Raw genomic sequence first — 17,892 nt, forward strand, 5'->3', positions numbered from 1 at the left:
GCCGCGTGCACGCATGTCGCCATGCGCGCACGCAGCGGCACTCAAAGGAAATGGGTATGGACTGCAACGATATGATGAATTTTGCGTTGCCGGAAGAACTGCGCATGCTGAAGGATTCGCTGCGCCGCTTTGTGAATCAGGAACTCATTCCGGCTGAACTCACCGCACGCAAGGACGACAAGCTGATTCCGGAACTGCGTGCCCGCGTCGAGGCGTTCGGGCAAGAACTGGGACTCGACAAGTTCGATGTTCCGGTCGAGTACGGCGGGCTGGGCTTCGGCCTGCTCGCCAAGACAATCGTGTGGTCCGAGCTTGCCCGCACGGTGGCCTTGCCGGTGCGGTCAATCAATCCGTTCGGCGCGACGGTGTACCCCGTGCTCTATGAACTCGACGCTGCGCAGAAGGAGCGCTTTCTCTTGCCGACATTGCGCGGCGAATTGAAATGGTGTTTTGCCCAGACCGAGCCCGATGCGGGTTCGGACCCCGGCGGCATGAAGACCACCGCCGTGCGCGACGGCGATCATTACGTGATCAACGGTTTCAAGCGCTTCATCACTGGTGCGGCCGATGCCGATTATGCGCAACTGATGGCCGCGACGGAGCGCACAAAAGGCTCGCACGGCGGGATCTCTGCCTTCATCGTCGACATGAAATCTCCCGGCGTCAAACTGCTGCGTGCGCAGAAGATGCTGGTCGACGACACGCCCTGGGAGATCGCCTTCGACGATGTCAGAGTGCCGGTCGAAAATCGCATCGGCGCCGAAGGCGAAGGCTTCAGGCACGCACAGAAGGTGCTCACCGTACTTCGCGTGCGCCACGGCGCCAGGGCCTGCGGAGTGATGGAGCGCTGTCTCGAACTGGCCGCAAGCTACGCGAAGGAGCGTGTGACCTTCGACAAGCCGCTTGCCGAACGGCAAGGCGTGCAATGGTTGATCGCCGACTCCTACCTCGAGTGGCACCAGCTCGAACTGATGGTCAGGAACGCAGCGTGGAAACACGATCGCGGCGAGGACATTCGCACGGAAGCTTACATGGCGAAGAATTTCGGCGACAGCAAATCCTTTGAAGCTGCAGATCGATGCATGCAACTTCACGGCGGTATCGGACTCTCGACCGAACTGCCGATCGAGAAGTTCTGGCGTGATCAGCGCAGCATGCTGATCACCGATGGGCCGACCGACGTTCTCAAGGGCGCCATCGCCCGGCATGCCTTGAATGTGTTCGGCTGATGACACTGGTCCGCCGAGGCGCATTGCCGGTCCAGGCAATGCGTCGCGACTGAATCTGTTCCTTTTGGAGAACCCATGAATCCAAGCCGCATCCACGAACTCCTCGAGCCGTGGCTCGCGAGTGAGCCCGAACGCGAATTCATTCATCTCCCCGGTCGCACTGTGACCTACGCCGAGGTCGGCGCGATGGCCAGCGCCCTGGAGACGGAACTGCTCGCCTTGGGCGTGCGCCCCGGCGATCGGGTGGTCATCGTGACGGAAAACTGCACCGAGCATATCGCCTTGCTGCTCGCTTGCAGTCGCGTCGGCGCCTGGTCCTGCGGCGTCAATGCCCGCATGGCAGCCGGCGAAGTCGATGCCTTTGCGCAATTGGTCGATGCGCGGCTGATTTACTTCACTACGGGGGTCTCGGCGTCGGCAATGACCCATGCCGGGCGCCACCGGGCCCGCTCATCGACGCTCGGCGCACTCATGCACAGCGACGTGCGCCTTGAGGCAGTCGCCGAACAAGGCAGCGAAGCCGAGCGCGTCGCGGCGATCATCTCCACCTCCGGCACCACCGGTAGGCCAAAGGGCGTCATGGTGACCCACGCGGCAGTGCTGCATGCCGCGCGCGTCTCCTGCAAATCGCGCGGCCTGGGTCGCGACGATCGCCTGTGCCTGTTCGTGCCGATGACCCATATCTTCGGCCTCGCCGCCGTGCTGGCCTCGTCGCTCCTGTCGGGCGCAACCTTGGTCTTGCACCAGACTTTCTCTGCGGCCGATGTGCTCGACGCACTCGCCCATCATCGGGTCAGCCAGCTGCAAGGTCCGCCGGCGCTGTATTCGCGCCTCCTTGCCCACCTCGAGACGCATGGCATTGATCGGCCATCAGCGCCGCATCTGCGCTACATCTACACGGGAAGCAGTCCGCTCGACATCGCGCTGAAGGAGCGCGTGGAGGCTTGTTTCGGCCTGCCGCTGCACCACGGTTATGCAAGTTCGGAATCCCCGGTTGGCTGCGCCACTGCAAGCAACGTGCGGCGCCAGGACACCGCCGCAGGCTATCTCCTGGAGGGCATGTCCATTCGCATCGTGGACGCCGACCATCGCGATGTAGCGGCGGGCGAGACCGGGGAGATCTGGCTCGCCGGGCCGTATCTGACGCCCGGTTACTTTCGCGATCCCGAGGCCACCCGCCAGGCCTTCCGTCCCGGCGGCTGGTATGCCACCGGTGATCTTGGGCGGCTGGGGGAGGACGGCGCGTTGTTCATCGTCGGCCGGCTGAAGGAGCTCATCATCCGCTCCGGCTTCAATGTGTATCCGGCAGAAGTGGAAGCGGTGCTCAATCAGCATCCCAGCGTGCGGCGCTCGGCGGTCGTCGGGCAGCGAGAGCCTGATGGCAACGAGAGGGTGATCGCTTTCCTCGAGCTTCGCGACGGCACGGGGTTCGATGAGCAGGCACTGCGCGGCTACCTGCGGGAGCAACTGGCTCCCTACAAGCAACCGGCGCTGTTTCGCGTGCTGCCCTCCATGCCGATGACCGACACCGGCAAGTTGCTCAAACGAAATTTGCTCGCCCACATCGATGCAGTGGCGCAGGGATGACCGGGCTGTTGCCGTCGTGAATTGAACGAAACATCGAAGGAGAAAGAGATGAGTCAGGAAGTCGTGAGTTATGAACTCGATGGCGACGTTGCCATGATCGGTCTCAACCGCCCGGCCAAGCGTAATGCTTTCAACGACGAACTGCATAAGCAGTTGCATGCGGCGGTGATGCGCGCGGGTGAAGAGGCCAGGTGCGGCGTGCTGTTCGGTCATGGGGAGTGCTTCAGCGGTGGGCTGGATCTCGCCTACGCCGCGGCGATGTGGGAAAGCGGCAAGGAGCACAAGCTGCCGTATCCCCGCAATTACGACACTGAGCTGATCGCTCGGGGCAGGATCCCGTTCGTTTCTGCCTTGCATGGCGCCACCATTGGTGGCGGCTTCGAGGCCGCGGCCAGCACCCATATTCGGGTCGCCGACGAAACGACGTTCTTCGCCCTGCCTGAGGGCCAGCGTGGCATCTTCGTCGGCGGCGCCGGCTCGGTGCGGATCAGCCGGCTGATCGGCACCGCCCTCATGACGGACCTGATGTTGACGGGACGCGTGCTGAACGCCGAGGAGGCGCTGCGCTTCAACGCGGTGCAATATGTGGTGCCCAAGGGGCAGGCGCTGGAGAAGGCCGTCGCATTGGCCCGGCGCATCTGCGCCAACGCGCCGCTGACCAATTTCGCCATCACCAATGCCTTGCCGCGCATCGCGGATATGTCGTACGACGATGGCATCTTCGTCGAGCGGCTGGTCAGCGAATACACCCTCAGCCCCGAAACGACCGCGCGTCTGGGCGAGTTCCTCAACAAGAAGGCGGCGCCCATCAAGGCGCCGGGAGGGGGAGAGACGCTGTGAAGTGCCTGCGCGAATCGGCGATCGTCGCTTATGCCGAAACCAAGGTCATGGAGAAAAGCGACCGCGACGTCTGGGAGCTTGATGCCGAAGTCCTCGAAGCCTTGCTCGAACGCAGCGGCTTCGAGAAGGGGGAGATCGACGGCCTGGTCATGGCCGGGTTCGGGCTGACAGCGGCGGGCGAGAGTTTCTGGGCGCAGGTAACGGCCGACCAGCTCGGCCTGGAACTCGACTACTGCGACCAGGTGCATATCGGCGGCTGTTCAGCCACGGGCAGTGTCGCACGTGCCGCGGCAGCGATCGATGCCGGCCTGTGCACCACGGTCTTGCTGCTGTTCGCCGATACCGGCGTGGCGGAGAACAACCGAGGTGACCGGAGTTTCCGCCGCGAGTGGGCCGATCCGTACGGCGTATTTGGTCCCCCCGACGCTTTCGGCTTGCTGACGCGGCGCTACGAGCATCAGTATGGACTTGACTACGAGATGCTGGGCAAGCTGGCGGTCACCCAGCGTGCCCATGCCGTGTTGAACGAGAACGCCTGCGAGAAGCTGCGCAAGCCGATCACGATCGATGACTACCTCAACTCGCGCATGATTGCCGACCCGATACGTCTGCTCGATTGCGTCATGCGCTGCGACGCCGCTTCCGGCTTGCTGATGACCAGCAGACGGCGCGCCAGGGAAAAGGGCATCGACAAGTTCATCACGCCGATCGGCTACGGGGAGCGGACCAACTTCCAGGGCGGGGAGAACTTCGTCGATGTGACCCGCAGCGGCCACGAGGCTTGCGGCAAACGCGCCCTCGCCCAGGCGGGACTCGCGCTCAAGGATGTCGCATCGTTTCATCCCTACGACGATTTCATCATCGCGATCATGCTGCAGCTCGAGGCGTTCGGCTTTTGTGGGCGAGGCCAGGGCGTGCAGTTCATCCGCGAAATGAACTTTTCCTTCGATGGTGATCTACCCTTGAATACCGGCGGCGGTCAGATCTCGGCAGGACAAGCGGCATGCTGTTCGCACAACCTGATCGAGGCAATAAGGCAGTTGATGGGCGAGGGCGGCGCGCGTCAGGTCAGGAATACCGCCAATGCGCTGGTGAGTGGCATCGGCTGGATCAATTATTCGCGCAACTGGGGCACGAGCAGCGCCCTGGTTCTGGCGCCCAACGCATGATCAACACCCAAGGCGACAATGGAAACAGCGACTCCCGATCTTCTCGATGATACGTTGGATGTCAGACGCGCGATCCGGCCATCCAGCTTCACGCAGCCATTCTGGGCCGCGACACGCGAGAAGAAACTGGTCATCCAGTATTGCCGGGCAACCGGCAAGTATCAGCATTACCCGCGCCCAACCAGCATCTTCACCGGCCGCAAGACCGACATCGAATGGCGCGAGGTCTCGGGTCGCGGCGAAGTCTTCTCATGGACCGTGGTGCGGCGCGGCCCCGGAGCTTTTCGTGGGCACGAGCCCTATGTGGTCGCGTCGGTGACGCTCGATGTCGGCGTCAATGTGATTGCCAACCTGGTCCATTGTTCGCTGGATGAAGTGTTCATCGGCATGAAGGTCGTGCCGTACTGGCTGCCGATAGACGATGGCATGCACCTGCTGATGTTTGAACCGGAGCGGTAGAGCAGCGATGACCGCCGATGCCTCCAACGTGGCGGGCAAGCTCACCCGTACGCCGTGACCGCGGGGAACAGTCGCACTACTGCGTCGCCAATGAAGCCTGCCCGCCGGACTCCGCGCCGTACTCATCGTACTTGTGTATCTGCGCCTTCAGTCGATTCAGCAACCGGTTGGCCGCCGGAGAGAGCTGGCGGCCGGCACGCGTGACGAGATGGGCCTCGGAACTCTCGAGCAGGCGATTGTCCACGGGAAGGGCCACCAGCTCGCCTGCCGCCAGTTCCGGTGCAATCGCGATGGGCGCGAGCAGCGTGAATCCCAGGTTGCTCTTTGCAAAGAGCTTCAGGACATTTACCGAATTGGTCGTGATGGCAGGGGTGAGCCTGACCTTGTCGAGCAGCATGGCAGCGTCCACCAGCCGCCGCGTACCGTGTTCGGGATGTGTCAGGGCCATCGGGTACGGCATAAGATCTTGAAGCGTTACCGATTTCACCTTGCCAACCAGCGGGAATGCCGGCGAGACGATGGCATGCATCGGCTGGCGCGATCCCGCGCGGCTCACGATTTTGCTGTCGGATGACGGGTTGAAGACCAGGCCTATGTCTGCTTCATCTTCCGACACCCTCCGCATGACCTCGTTGGTGCTGCAAAGGTCCATCGTGATCGAAATCTCTGGGTACGCTTCGCAGAACTGCTTGATAGGGCCGCCGACCATGGTGGAGGCAAAGCCTTCGCCCATCACGACAACGATCGTGCCGCGGCGAAGTCCCCGGATCTCCTGGAGCTTGGCAACCAGGTCGCCCTGATGGGAACGTTGCTGCCGGAAGTACTCGATAAGCAGGGCACCCGCTTCGGTCGGCCGGACGCCGCGCTTGTTGCGTTCCACCAGAGCGATGGCGAGCTCCTCTTCCAGCAGCGCAATCTGCCTGCTGACGGCCGAGGGTGCCACATCAAGATAATCGGCCGCCGCGCGTACCGTGCCGCATCGTACGGCTTCATACAGATAGCCTATGCGGCTTTCGTTGATTGGGCTTGCCATTCCGTTTTCCCGATACGAGCAGCGCCGTCCCTGGCCAATAGCGGATTCTCGCACTCCTGATCGCGAGAGCGCAATCGCATGCCGGGACGGGACGGCGGTTTCGTAGCGGATGCCGTGGCCCATCTCGCGTGCGGCGAAATTGGCCAGGTTTGATGGCCAGGCGATTTTGCGCGTCATGTGAGCGCTCCCAGCATGCTCATGACCGGCCCTGCCTGGCTTCGTTCGCACGGTTGGCTGTCGCGTCTACGCCGTCAGGCGCGGCCAATTGCGGTGACTGCCGACGCGGCGGTCTGGACCCAGACGCTCTTTGTCTGCGTGTACTCGTAAAGCGCTTCAATGCCGCTGGTGCGTCCGTAGCCGCTGTTCTTGTAGCCGCCAAATGGCGAGCCGACATGGACGGCCCGGTAGCCGTTGATCCAGAACGTACCCGCATCCACTTGCGCGGCGACGCGGTGTGCACGCGCGACGTCGTTGGTCCAGACCGCGCCGGCGAGGCCAAATTCGCTGTCATTGGCAATGGCGATTGCCTCTTCCTCGGTGTCGAACGGAATGGCAGCGATGACGGGGCCGAAGACTTCCGTGCGGGCAATGTCCATCTGGTTGGACACGCCGGCGAAGAGGGTCGGCGGGACAAAGTAGCCGCGGTCCTCGAAGCTGGTCGTACCGGCGGCGAGCTGTGCACCTTCTTCCACGCCGCGTGCAATCATGCGCTTGATGTGCTCGTACTGGTTCCGGTTGTTGATCGGACCGATCTCCGTGGACGTTTCAAGCGGGTGGCCAAGCCTCAGCTTGCGGGCACCTTCGGCCACCTTGTCGACGACTTGCTGGTAGACCTTTCGCTGGATCAGCAGGCGCGAACCGGCGGTGCAGCTCTGGCCTGAGCCGGAGAAGACCGCCGCCTGGGCCCCGATCGCGGCAAGGTCAAGATTGGCGTCATCGAAGACGATATTGGCCGACTTTCCGCCCAGTTCCAGGATGCACGGAATGACGCGCTTGGCGGCGGCTTCTGCAATACGTATCCCGGTTGCGGGCGATCCCACGAAGACCACCTTCTTCACGACATCGTCGGCGATAGCCGCCTGGCCGGTGGTATGGCCATAGCCCGCGAGCACATTGATCAGGCCAACCGGTACGCCAGCCTGTTCAGCCAGCGACGCCACGGCGAGCGACGTGAACGGCGTCAACTCGGAAGGCTTGAGCAAGACGGCATTGCCGACCGCAACGGTCGGGGCTACCTGCCATCCGAACGACAGGATGGGGATGTTCCAGGGGGCGATGTGCAGGATCGTGCCGAAGGGCTCGCGGCGGGTGTAGTTCAGGTGCGTGGTGGGGACAGGGATGACGTGCCCATAGAACTTGTCCGCCCAGCCCGCATAGAACTCGAACATTTCCGCGACCATCTCCACCTCGCGGCGGCTGTCGCGGATGGGCTTTCCCTGAGACATCGATTCCAGCACGGCGAGCGGTTCATTGTGCTCGCGCACTTTAGCTGCGACCGCGTAGAGGATGCGGCCGCGGGCAGCATGCGTGAGGCTCCACCAATGCTTTTGCGCTTCGCGCGCGGCGATGCAGGCCTGCTGTGCAATCGCGGGGCCGGCATCGCGATAACTAAGGCTCTTCTCGCCCGTAGCCGGATCGAACAGCTCGATGTCCTGGCCCGTGCCCGCGACGAGCCTGCCGCCGACATAGGATCCGATTTCTGTAGCGTCCGGGAAGAACGCAGCAAATGCGCCGATCAGGGTTCCTGCTTTCGATTGTTCCATCACCGCTCCGGTCAGGGAAAAGTTGGTCGTGAGGCAACACGGCTTTTGCGTCGTCATCAGCCTTGCTGCTCGTTCCGGGGCAGTATGGTTTGCGGCTTTGCGCTCAACAATCAGATCCGATGCGCGATCGTGTTCTAACAATGAGAACACGCGCGCCGATGTGCCGATGCAGGCCCATGGCAGCGCGTGGAGGGAGATCGGGGCATGGCTCGAAGCGGCGCATGACCCACAGGCGGTGATGTGGCCAGGTGATGGCCTGCTGTTTCAGCGGGGGAAGCGGACGGACAGGCCGGAACACGTGCCCGCCACGCTCAGAGTTCCAGACTGAGCCGGCTACCCGGCAACGCGCGCGAGCAGCACGTCATCATCTTCGTGTTCGCCTCGCGCTCGCCGCGCGTGAGGACGACGTCGCGATGATCGACGCTGCCGGAAAGCACGCGCACCTCGCATGAGCCGCACAGGCCTTCCTCGCAATCGCTCTGGATGTCGATGCCGGCGCAGCGCAGCGTGGTCAGCAGGGTCTGGTCAGCGGGCACGGTGACGGTCAATCCCGAGTCCTTCAGCTCTACCTCGAACGGCTGCTCTTTCGACGGATCGAGCGTGCCCAGCGTCGTCGCGAAATGTTCGACGCGCAGCGCGTCATCCGGCCAGCCGGTGCAGGCCTGTTCCAGCGCTTCCACCATGCGCGCCGGGCCGCAGGCGTAGATTTGCGCGCCGCGGTCGGTGCGTGCCAGCAGCGCGTCGAGGTCGTTGCGGCCGCCTTCTTCCTTGATGTACAGGTGCAGGCGCTCGCCATGCAGCGCGCGCAGCTCGTCGATCATCGCCATGCCGGTCCGCGTGCGCCCGCTGTAGTGGATCTCGTAGTCGATCCCCAGCGCCAGCGCGCGCCGCGCCATCGCGCTGACCGGCGTGATGCCGATGCCCCCTGCAATGAAGATCGCCTTGCGGCATCCCTCATCCATGCGGAAGTGATTGCGCGGGCCGCGGATCTTCAGGCGGTCGCCGGGCTTCACGTGATCGTGGATCCAGGCCGAGCCGCCACGGCTTTCTGCCTCGCGCAGCACGGCGATCTCAAGCACGCCGGTTTCGGCAGGGTCGCCGCACAGCGAATACTGGCGCGACAGGCCCGTCTCGCCGCAATCGACATCGATATGCGAGCCCGGCGACCAGCGCGGCATCGGCTTGCCATCGGGCGAGGCGAGCCGCAGCCGCACGATGCCGTCTGCTGCCTGCGTGACGCTCTGTACGACCACCGGTCGGCTGATGGCTTGCCCGGACGGTTCGCCGATGCGCACCGGCGTATGTTGCGCGAGCAATCCAGGTTGCGTGCGCTCCGGGTTCTGCGCCGGGTCCCATTCGACCCACAGATGCTCGGGGCCGCGGAACGAAGTGTTGGGCAGATACGTGAATGACTGCTGCGCGAGCCGCATATGCGGCAGCCGGCGCGTCAGTTCCTCCAGGAAGACCTGCATCTCCATGCGCGCCAGGTTCTTGCCCATGCACTGGTGCGAGCCGTAGCCGAAGGTGAGCTGGTCGGCAGCGTTCTCGCGGCGGATGTCAAAGAGGTCGGCATCGGCGAAGTGCGCCTCGTCATGGTTCGCCGACGAGGTCACGATCAGCAGTTTCGATCCGGCCGCGATGGGGATGCCGCCGACGTCGGTATCGCGCGTGACTACGCGCCGCCATGCCGCTACCGAGCCGTTGTGGCGCAGGCATTCCTCGACGGCGTTGGGGATCAGCGCGGGGTCCTCGCAGATCTCGCGCCACACGTCCGGATGCTGCAGCAGCAGCTTGATGGCGTTGGCGCTGGCATTCGCGGTGGTTTCGTGCGCGGCGACGATGCCGGCCATCATCATCGAATGCAGGTAGGAGTCGGTGACGACTTCGGGCAGTTCCTTCTGCTTGCGGATGCCGTATTGCATCCAGCCTGGCGCGGATGGGTCTGCGCGCATCTTGTCGAGGATGCGGCCGGCGAGCTGCCAGAAGTTGCCGACCGCATGAGCGACCGCGACCTGCTCTTCGGGCTTCGGCCGGCCCCAGGTGTTGACCGTATGCGCGATCGAATACTGGCGCAGCAGGTCCATGTCTTCCTCGGGCACGCCGAGGAAATGCAGGGCGACCGTCAGCGGGACTTCCCACAGCATCTGGTCGACGAGGTCGGCCTTGCCGTCGTCGATGAAGCGGTCCACATACTCGCGCGCCAGTTTGCGCACCAGCGGTTCATGGTGCTTGAGCTGCTCGGGCGTGAACGGCTCCATCAGCGCGCGGCGGCGCGGCATGTGCGCGGGCTCGTCCTCGTTGACCAGCGTGCGGTTCATCGCGTAGCCGTACGAGGCCAGCACGGCGTTGGCCTCTGGGCCGGTCGGCGTGATCTTCTCCAGCGCGATGGCGGGGCTGAAGGTCAGGTTGTCGCGGAAAATCGCCTTGATGTCGTCATAGCGCGTCACCACCCAGTAGCCGAGCTGTGGGCTGTAGAACACCGGCTCCTGCTCGCGCGACCAGCGCACGTACTCGGGCGGGTCCTGCTGGTAGCCATCGCCAAACGGATCGAAGGCCGCAGCCTCCGCGCTGACCGGACAGCCGTTCGGCGCGGCTGCAGCGGGCTGCGCGCCATGGCTGAACGGACACTTCTGCGTGGTGGTTTCCGGGGTGGCTGCGGTCATGGGTATGGCTCCAACAAGGCAATGTGGACAACGGCTGGCGCCAGTCTCAGTCCAGCGTGATCTTCAGGTCGCGGATGAGTTTCTGCCAGCGCGCGGTTTCGCTGCGCAGCAGGTCACTGAACTGCTGCGGCGAGTTGCCGACCGGCTCGACCCCGAAATCCACCAGGCGCTTGTTCACGCCCGGCTCCTTCAGCGCGGCCACGACCTGGCGATTCAGCGTGGCTATGACATCGGGCGACGTGGCGGCCGGCACCACCATGCCGACGAGTGCGGCGGCTTCGACGTTCTTGTAGCCGACTTCCGCGAAGGTCGGCACATCGGGGAGCTGCGGCAGGCGCGAGGCGTTGGCCACGGCAAGCGGCCGGACCTTGCCGCCCTTGATGAAGCCGGCGCCGGCGGCGAAGTCGACCATCATCGCCGGGATCTGGCCAGCCGCCACGTCGGACAGCGCGGGCGCTGCGCCACGGTAAGGCGCATGCGTCATGGTCAGCCCCGCCTCGACCTTCAGCAATTCCATGGCGAGGTGGTGCGGGCTGCCGGCGCCCGCCGATCCATAGTTGATACCGCCCGGCTTGGCCTTGGTCTGCGCGATGAATTCCTGCACCGTGTGCGCCGTGCTGCCCGGGCCGACCACCAGGATCATCGGAAAGCGGCCAAGCAGCGTCACCGGCGCCAGGTCCTTGGGCTGGTAGCTCAGCGTCTTGTAGAGCGCGGGGTTGAACACCAGCGTGCCGTTATCGGCGGACAGCACCGTGTAGCCATCCGCCGCGGCGCGCGCCGTCTCGGTCGCGCCGATGGCGGTATTGCCGCCGGGCTTGTTATCCACGACTACCGGCTGCCCCACCTTGGCCGACAACCCCTGCCCGATGGTGCGCGCCAGGAAATCCGAGCCACCGCCCGCGGCATACGGCACGACCCAGCGGATCGGCTTGCTCGGGTAGGTATCGGCGGCCAGAGCGGCGCCGGTGGAGGTGGCTGCCAGCGTTGCCGCGACAAAGGCGAGGCGAAAGGAAGTCCTGTGGGGCGTCATGTTGTCTCCGGTGTTGTGGTACTTCATTTTGCGTAAATCATATACGCATTGCGTAAAAATAAGATGAGGGTTAACCTCGAAGGCAAGGAAGTCGGCGAACCGATAAGCAGACGGTCCCCGGGAGGATGTGATGCGCGAAGAACGAAACGACGACAAGGCGCCCGCGCGCGGCGAACGGCGCCGCCGGGTGCAGTCGGCAGTCACCGGCATGGCCGTGCTCAAGGGCTTGGCCAGAATGGGGGGCAGGGCGACTCTGACGGGGCTGGCCGCCCATATCGACGAAAGCCCGGCCAAGGTCCACCGCTATCTGGTGAGCCTGGTCGAGGAAGGGCTGGTTGCCCAGGACGCCGGTGGACAGCAGTACCAGCTTGGCGTGGAAGCACTGCATATCGGCCTGGCGGCCATGCGGCAGGCTGATCCGATCCGGCTCGCGGAGGCATCGCTGATTCGCGTGCGCGAGCGGCATGAGGTCACCTGCTTTATCGCCGTCATGGGCAACAAGGGGCCGACCATTGTGCGTTTCGAGGAACCGGGACTGCCGGTGACCGTGAACGTGCGGGTGGGCTCGGTCATGCCCTTGCTATGGAGCGCCACCGGACGGGTCTTTCTGGGATTGCTCGACGAGCGGGAAGTCCTGGCGCTGGCCCGCGCGGAACTGGCGGCGGCGGCGCCGGACTTGCGCGCCATGCTGGCGGCCGATGACCCGATCGGGCAACTGCGAAGGGATGTCCGGACTGCCGGCTGTGCGGCGGTACGCGATGTGAACCTGAAGGGCATCAGCGCGGTGTCAGCGCCGGTGTTCGACTACACGGGCAGACTGAGTGCGGTACTGACCGCGCTTGGCGCCACCGGCGGATTTGATCCGGATATCGATGGACCGATCGGCAGGGTGGTGAGGGAGGAGGCGGCGGCGGTCAGTGCGCAGCTTGGATATGTGCCGACCTGATGTTCGTGCCTGGACAGGCCGAATAACGTATCACGCAACATCGTCACGATAACGCTGTCATTCCTTGCGAGCGCTCGCCGTCTGCGCAGACGTCTGCGGATTCGGTACGCTGTGCTGCAGCGCCGCCTGCCTGATTGGTTCCGGCTTCATGCCTGCCAGTTGCAGCACATTGTCGGTCGCGTCGATCTTCACCGGATCGGTCTTCTTCCATTGCTGCCTGGGGATGATGAGTTTCCATGTCCCGGTCTTGCCCGTATCGCGGAAGAACGCAGCCACGCCGACGTACTCGGTGGCCTCGTTCATGGGCTCGCTGATGCTCGCAGCGGCGTCAGGCCTGAGCACGACATCCCTGGTGGCAAGCAAATCCATCTTCAGCATGTCGAGGTCATTCGCTTGGAGTTGTTCGTAGCTGAGCTGTTCGAACGTTTGCGGCGTCCTCAACTGGTAGACCCGCACCACGGTCGACAGCGATCGTCCAGCGCCACTTGCATTCAACGACGACCGGCTGACGAGGTCGATGTTCATGGTCTTGACCTGCGTCGTGAACATCCACTTCGCCGCATCCACTGTGCCGTCCTTCACGGCCTGGCCCACGCCGCAGCCAGTTAAAAGGGTGAAGCCCAGCGCCGCGATGCAGCTTCGCAATTGCCACGTCATTGTGTTGATCCTCTGTGTTTTCATGTTGCTGTGTTCCATCGGCGTGCGACCTCAGTGTGGTCCGGACACCGGCGCCGGATGGCCCGTCCAGGTGCCAAGTTTCACGCGCGTCACCGGATCATCGACCGGTGCGTCAGATTCACCTGTGTGCCGCCTCAATTGCGTAGTCAAGCCGAGGCTGGCATCGTTCGAGTTCAACGCGGGCGGTGGCATCAATGAACGTCTCACATGCATTTCCAGGTGGGCATGCGCTGCGTAGCCGAGGTAGAAGCGCAGCACGCCCATCACCTCCTGATGGAGGCGTCGGCCCGGCATCAGCCCGAGTACCGAGTCGCGCCGGTTCGGGGTGATCACCACGAGTACGGTGTTGGTGCGGTCAAGGAAGCCGCGTCCGAGCACGCAGTTCTCCCCAAGCGGCTGCTGTTCGTGCGTATCCAGACGCACCCACACAGGATGAAATTCCGTGACTGTGATCATGGCATCCGGCACCGCATGCTGCAGCACACCTGCGAGCCCCTCCGCAGTACGCGTACGCTGGCTGGCGAGTCCCAGCATCGACAGGAGCTTGCGCGTCGGCACCGATTGCTCGACCGGCGACTGGCCGATGCCGAGTCCCAGCAGGCTCAGCAGACAGCGCGACACCTTGTCTTCGCCGCCGGTGCGGAAGCCCACCGGATAGCGGTACTTGCGTCCCACGCGGTAGAACTGCGTGGTGATCCGATGGTGGAACAGGTCCAGGAACGCGGCCAGGGGTTCCGCGCCGTCCCGGCGCTGGGCAATCTCGTCCACAAAGTAGGACGGCATGCGGGCATCGACGCCGTAGAGGCCAAGGAAAGTCGTCCGAAGCACCGGCGGCAAGGCGGGTTGGTCCGCATCCCGCTCGACGCGATCGATTTCCCGCCCCGGAAATCCGAGCTGTCCGGACGAACGGAATCGAACCGGCTCGTCGGCAGGCGAATCGGTGGTGCCCAGCGGTGGGCGCTCCGGTGCGGCCAGCTCGATCAGCTCGCACAGCCGGAAAAAATTCATCCGCGGCGCATTGGCAAGCAACGCCGGCAGCAGGCTACCGGTATCCATGGTGCACTTCTCAGTGGAGTTCAAAACGGGGCCCCCTCACCTTTGCTGTCGGGCCATTCGAGCCGCTTGCCGCTGGGCTGCGAGACAACGACCAGGCGGGTGTACAGGTTCAGGGTGGCATAAAGCGCCAGGAAGCGGTTCAGCATTTCGCCGAACAATTCCACATCGCCGTCGCCGGCGAAGCGGGTGCTGTCCAGGCTCACCTCGATTTCCACTCCGCGCTGCAGTCCGCCCTTCACCAGTTTCTGCAGCGGGCGATGGCGGACGTCGGTGATGGCATCGATCCTGCGCCGGTTCAGCTCGCCGTCGGTCCAGTCGTAGAGCGCCAGACTGCCACGCAGCACCTCGGCATCAAGGAGGGACAGATAATTGGGCGCCAGGTGCGACAGCACGCGCCAATGAAATCGGTCGCCGGTCGGCGGGTACACCGGCAAGGTGGGCGCCGTCAGGTTGCGCACGGCGCCGATATTGGTGAAGCCGCCGCCCATGCGGCAGATGCCGGCCTCGCGCAACCCCTTTCTCGGCAGCATGCCGTTCGTACCGGTGACCGACAGGGACAGGGTTTCCTGCGGCAACGTGTCCTGCTGCTCCCAGGCATGCCCTCCAAGCACGAGCCAGGTATCGAAGCGCCCGGACGGCCCCCTTCGTACACGCGTATGAAAGTAGCGCTCGGGCATGTCATGGCGCAGCATCCCGCCTCGGTGCCGGAAAGCGGCGAATGGCGCGTACTCGAAGCGCTCGCCGGTCGCTGCGTCGAATCCGCGCACGGTATCGACCGAGTAGGCCTCGACATGCTGACCGTGTTGTTCCATGGTCCGCACCCGGTATTCGGTCTCATGGTGAGTGACCGTGATCGGATCGGCCTCCAGCTCGAACAGGTTGATGACAGGTGTGCAGAAAAGCCGGATGTTCTCGGCCGAGAAGCGCATGTCATCCGGAAACAGCTTGGCGAGAACGACTTCGACATCGAAGTGCTGAACATCTGACGGGATTGCCGCCATGTCGAGCCCGAGCAGGTCCACAAACATGAACTTCTCGGGGAACGTGAAATACTCCAGCAGCAGCTGGTAACCGCCGAAGGCATTGTCGGGCTTGGGCCAGAGCCGCTCGCTGGCGCCAAATCCCACCGGCGCCAGGCGCAGGCCCGTCATGGACTGCGGTGCGCCTGGCCGGTCGATCGGGTAGCCGGGAATGCGAACGTGCATGGCCAGCGGTTGCGCAGTCAGCGCCGCGTAGAGTGCCAGCGCCACGGGACGATCCGCATGCAGATAAAGCCGCAGCCGGGGCACCTTCAGCTGTTCCTGCCGCGACTGGGCCTGCCGGGCCAGGCGCAGATGAATGACGGAGCGGCCGTCCTCGCGTGCGTAGGTACCCGCTTCGGCCACGCTAAGCGGGTACAGATCGACAGGCTGGGTTGTCCGGTAGATGCATTCCACGCTGTTGCCGATGCCTTGCTGCGACCCCAGCAAGACCGGATCGGACACAGCCTCCAGCCCGGCCGCCAGGGTCTCGTGACCTTGCAGCACGCCGGGGCTCGGGATCAGTTCCAGGATCGACAGCGACGGGATCATGCGCAGGTAGTGCGGCCACAGCATGCTGACCAGGCCTTCCGTCAGTTCCGGCAACTCGTCGTCGAGCTTGTGGCGCAGCCGCCCCATCAGGAAGGCGAAGCCCTCGAACAGACGTTCGACGTGGGGATCGCGTTCGCCGATGCGGTCGATATTGAGCATCCGCGCGCGGTCGGGGAACGCCTGGGCGAATTCCTTGCCGGCCTCGCGCAGGTAGCGCATCTCGGCCTCGTAATAGCGCAGGATGTCGTTGTCTTGGGTGGGGTGATTCATGGGCATGTGAGTGGTCTTGCCGTTCAGGCCATGGCGACGGCGCGGGCCGGGTCAATGGCGGTCAGCTCGCCCATCAGGGCATCGATGCGCTGCGCCAGGGCGGGCTTGTCGGCATCCTTGCGCGTCAGGCGGGATCTCAGCAGCCGCACCATTTGATGCTTGACCTCGAACGCCAGCGACGGCTCCCAGGTTGCCAGCCGATAGTGATGAGCGCTCTGGTCCAGCGCGGCAAGCAGGTGCAGGGCGGTATCCGCGCGATCGGCACGCTCCGCCACGCGCGCCATCACCAGCTGGCGCAAAAAGCGTTCGCGCTCGCCGTCCGACGCGGGCAGGCCCTGCAACCACGCCAGGGCCGCATCGAGGCTTTGCTGTGCGGCCAGCTCTGCGGCCTGGGCCTCGGTTTCCGCCCAATCCGTGCTGGCCGAATCCACTGCCACGGGGGCTACAGTCTCACCGCGCTCGATATCGCGCACGGTGGCATGGCGGGCGATCCATTCCAGCGTAGTGTCGTCCGCGAACGGCGTCCCATCGGCAAAGGCAAGTTGATCGAGGCCCGGCAGCCGCTCCAGCATCAGCGCGCAATCGGTGGCCAGCAGGTCGCGCACGCGTGCGTACTGGCCGCCGGCCTGGTCCTGGGCGGCGAACGCGTAGTACTGCAGATCGAGCCAGAAGTGATTGGTCCCCTCGGCAAAGGCCTGCTCGACCCGGTCGAGCAGTTCCGGCCACTGCTTCTGCAGGACCAGCCGCTTCATGTGGGCGCGTAGTTCGGCACGCGGTGCCACGAGCCGCGTCCTGCCACCGGCCTCATGCGGCGGGACCTCGGTCAGCGTGTCCCAGCGTACGCAACGCATCAGGCGGTAGGCAGCCAGATAGCCTTCCGGCTGATCGCGCAGGAACTGCGCCATCTGGCGCGCGCCGTCCAGGAGCTCCCGCGTGGAGGTCACCTTGGCCGAGGCGAGCGTCGTCGCGATTGCCGGCGCCTTGACGGGCACTGCGTGACTATCGCTATCCGCGGCTGATGGAGACTCGACCCGGCCCTCGAACCGGCGAAATAGCGTATCCAGCGCCGGACGGGCCGCTTCCGGCCACTGTGCGGTGCGCTCCTGCATCAGCGCCAGCGCCGACAGGGTGCGCTCCAGGTAAGTCCCGCTCAGTCCAGAGACGCGGTCGAGGCGATCCGTGAAGGTGGCGCCAGCGAGCCACTCCAGGGCGGCCTTGCGGCTTTCCGCGCGGGCCGGCAGCAACTGTTCCCCGAACCGGTCGATCAGTGCCGACAGCAGTTCAAAGGCCGAGGCCACGCCTTCCGCCCCATCCCGCCGCATGCGACCGTAGGCGTAATAGGCCGCCAGTCGTACATCCTTGGCGCTGGCCTTGAGCAACCGCTCTGCCGTGTCGATGATCAGGCTATCGTTGATGTCCGACAGCCTGGCGACCTCCTCCTTAATGGCGAGGAAATCGTCGTCATAGCCGGGGTCATCGCCGACCGGCGCCTCGGGGCGGATAGGCTGAAGCCAGGGTTCCCAGCGCACCTGCGTGGAACGTGCGAGGTCCGTGGGCGTGCGCGAGCCGAACAGCGCATTGAGAAGATGGTTGAACAT

At 64.4% G+C, this 17,892-nt stretch carries 14 protein-coding genes; 6 read left to right on the plus strand and 8 right to left on the minus strand.

Annotated features, from left to right (window positions below; translation table 11 throughout):
• Positions 1-104 precede the first annotated feature (104 nt).
• The 5 genes from ACIGJG_RS22455 to ACIGJG_RS22475 all read left to right on the plus strand — a co-directional run bounded on the left by ACIGJG_RS22455 (position 105) and on the right by ACIGJG_RS22475 (position 5,284).
• Positions 105-1,229: an acyl-CoA dehydrogenase family protein gene (locus ACIGJG_RS22455; RefSeq protein WP_483673942.1), complete on the plus strand. Its 1,125-nt coding sequence runs from the start codon at positions 105-107 to the stop codon at positions 1,227-1,229.
• A 75-nt stretch (positions 1,230-1,304) separates the two neighbouring features.
• Positions 1,305-2,816: a class I adenylate-forming enzyme family protein gene (locus ACIGJG_RS22460; RefSeq protein WP_220630001.1), complete on the plus strand. Its 1,512-nt coding sequence runs from the start codon at positions 1,305-1,307 to the stop codon at positions 2,814-2,816.
• 48 nt (positions 2,817-2,864) lie between these two features.
• On the plus strand, positions 2,865-3,656 hold the full coding sequence (locus ACIGJG_RS22465; protein ID WP_011301394.1) for a crotonase/enoyl-CoA hydratase family protein: 792 nt from the start codon (positions 2,865-2,867) through the stop codon (positions 3,654-3,656).
• Positions 3,653-4,825 (plus strand): thiolase family protein, encoded by a 1,173-nt coding sequence (locus tag ACIGJG_RS22470; RefSeq protein ID WP_011301393.1) that lies wholly within the window; start codon positions 3,653-3,655, stop codon positions 4,823-4,825. The genes ACIGJG_RS22465 and ACIGJG_RS22470 overlap by 4 nt, the downstream gene beginning before the upstream one ends.
• An 18-nt stretch (positions 4,826-4,843) precedes the next feature.
• Complete coding sequence (locus ACIGJG_RS22475) at positions 4,844-5,284, plus strand: Zn-ribbon domain-containing OB-fold protein (protein WP_011301392.1); 441 nt, start codon at positions 4,844-4,846, stop codon at positions 5,282-5,284.
• A 76-nt stretch (positions 5,285-5,360) separates the two neighbouring features.
• On the opposite strand, the gene ACIGJG_RS22480 is transcribed toward ACIGJG_RS22475, so the two are convergent.
• The 4 genes from ACIGJG_RS22480 to ACIGJG_RS22495 all read right to left on the minus strand — a co-directional run bounded on the left by ACIGJG_RS22480 (position 5,361) and on the right by ACIGJG_RS22495 (position 11,773).
• Positions 5,361-6,317 (minus strand): LysR family transcriptional regulator, encoded by a 957-nt coding sequence (locus ACIGJG_RS22480; protein ID WP_140949777.1) that lies wholly within the window; start codon positions 6,315-6,317, stop codon positions 5,361-5,363.
• Between the two features lie 251 nt (positions 6,318-6,568).
• Entirely contained in the window at positions 6,569-8,080 is a 1,512-nt protein-coding gene (locus tag ACIGJG_RS22485) for an aldehyde dehydrogenase family protein (protein ID WP_011301390.1), read from the minus strand.
• A 311-nt stretch (positions 8,081-8,391) separates the two neighbouring features.
• Positions 8,392-10,743, minus strand: a complete 2,352-nt coding sequence (locus ACIGJG_RS22490; RefSeq protein WP_140949731.1) for a cytochrome P450/oxidoreductase — start codon at positions 10,741-10,743, stop codon at positions 8,392-8,394.
• A 46-nt stretch (positions 10,744-10,789) separates the two neighbouring features.
• A complete protein-coding gene (locus ACIGJG_RS22495) occupies positions 10,790-11,773 on the minus strand; it encodes a Bug family tripartite tricarboxylate transporter substrate binding protein (protein ID WP_011301388.1) in 984 nt (327 codons plus the stop codon).
• Between the two features lie 130 nt (positions 11,774-11,903).
• Between ACIGJG_RS22495 and ACIGJG_RS22500 the strand changes: the two genes are divergently transcribed.
• A complete protein-coding gene (locus ACIGJG_RS22500; protein WP_011301387.1) occupies positions 11,904-12,719 on the plus strand; it encodes an IclR family transcriptional regulator in 816 nt (271 codons plus the stop codon).
• Between the two features lie 57 nt (positions 12,720-12,776).
• Here the strand turns inward: ACIGJG_RS22500 and tssJ are convergent, their stop codons facing one another.
• The 4 genes from tssJ to tssA are packed head-to-tail and all read right to left on the minus strand — an operon-like array spanning position 12,777 to position 17,892.
• Positions 12,777-13,400: a type VI secretion system lipoprotein TssJ gene (gene tssJ / locus ACIGJG_RS22505; RefSeq protein WP_483673943.1), complete on the minus strand. Its 624-nt coding sequence runs from the start codon at positions 13,398-13,400 to the stop codon at positions 12,777-12,779.
• 27 nt (positions 13,401-13,427) lie between these two features.
• Positions 13,428-14,453, minus strand: a complete 1,026-nt coding sequence (tssG, locus tag ACIGJG_RS22510) for a type VI secretion system baseplate subunit TssG (protein WP_041680316.1) — start codon at positions 14,451-14,453, stop codon at positions 13,428-13,430.
• 20 nt (positions 14,454-14,473) lie between these two features.
• Positions 14,474-16,294: a type VI secretion system baseplate subunit TssF gene (gene tssF / locus ACIGJG_RS22515; RefSeq protein WP_041680617.1), complete on the minus strand. Its 1,821-nt coding sequence runs from the start codon at positions 16,292-16,294 to the stop codon at positions 14,474-14,476.
• Positions 16,295-16,317: 23 nt separating this feature from the next.
• On the minus strand, positions 16,318-17,892 hold the full coding sequence (gene tssA / locus ACIGJG_RS22520; RefSeq protein ID WP_011301383.1) for a type VI secretion system protein TssA: 1,575 nt from the start codon (positions 17,890-17,892) through the stop codon (positions 16,318-16,320).

The sequence above is a fragment of the Cupriavidus sp. C1SS-2L genome, from assembly GCF_057073735.1.

Excerpts from the sequence above, each read along its gene's own strand:
- ACIGJG_RS22455 (WP_483673942.1), top strand. The coding sequence starts at position 105 with ATGCTGAAGGATTCGCTGCGCCGCTTTGTGAATCAGGAACTCATTCCG.
- ACIGJG_RS22495 (WP_011301388.1), bottom strand. The coding sequence starts at position 11,773 with ATGACGCCCCACAGGACTTCCTTTCGCCTCGCCTTTGTCGCGGCAACG.
- ACIGJG_RS22480 (WP_140949777.1), bottom strand. The coding sequence starts at position 6,317 with ATGGCAAGCCCAATCAACGAAAGCCGCATAGGCTATCTGTATGAAGCC.
- ACIGJG_RS22465 (WP_011301394.1), top strand. The coding sequence starts at position 2,865 with ATGAGTCAGGAAGTCGTGAGTTATGAACTCGATGGCGACGTTGCCATG.
- tssF (WP_041680617.1), bottom strand. The coding sequence starts at position 16,294 with ATGAATCACCCCACCCAAGACAACGACATCCTGCGCTATTACGAGGCC.
- ACIGJG_RS22475 (WP_011301392.1), top strand. The coding sequence starts at position 4,844 with ATGGAAACAGCGACTCCCGATCTTCTCGATGATACGTTGGATGTCAGA.
- tssG (WP_041680316.1), bottom strand. The coding sequence starts at position 14,453 with ATGGATACCGGTAGCCTGCTGCCGGCGTTGCTTGCCAATGCGCCGCGG.
- ACIGJG_RS22500 (WP_011301387.1), top strand. The coding sequence starts at position 11,904 with ATGCGCGAAGAACGAAACGACGACAAGGCGCCCGCGCGCGGCGAACGG.
- tssJ (WP_483673943.1), bottom strand. The coding sequence starts at position 13,400 with ATGAAAACACAGAGGATCAACACAATGACGTGGCAATTGCGAAGCTGC.
- tssA (WP_011301383.1), bottom strand. The coding sequence starts at position 17,892 with ATGTTCAACCATCTTCTCAATGCGCTGTTCGGCTCGCGCACGCCCACG.
- ACIGJG_RS22460 (WP_220630001.1), top strand. The coding sequence starts at position 1,305 with ATGAATCCAAGCCGCATCCACGAACTCCTCGAGCCGTGGCTCGCGAGT.
- ACIGJG_RS22490 (WP_140949731.1), bottom strand. The coding sequence starts at position 10,743 with ATGACCGCAGCCACCCCGGAAACCACCACGCAGAAGTGTCCGTTCAGC.
- ACIGJG_RS22485 (WP_011301390.1), bottom strand. The coding sequence starts at position 8,080 with ATGGAACAATCGAAAGCAGGAACCCTGATCGGCGCATTTGCTGCGTTC.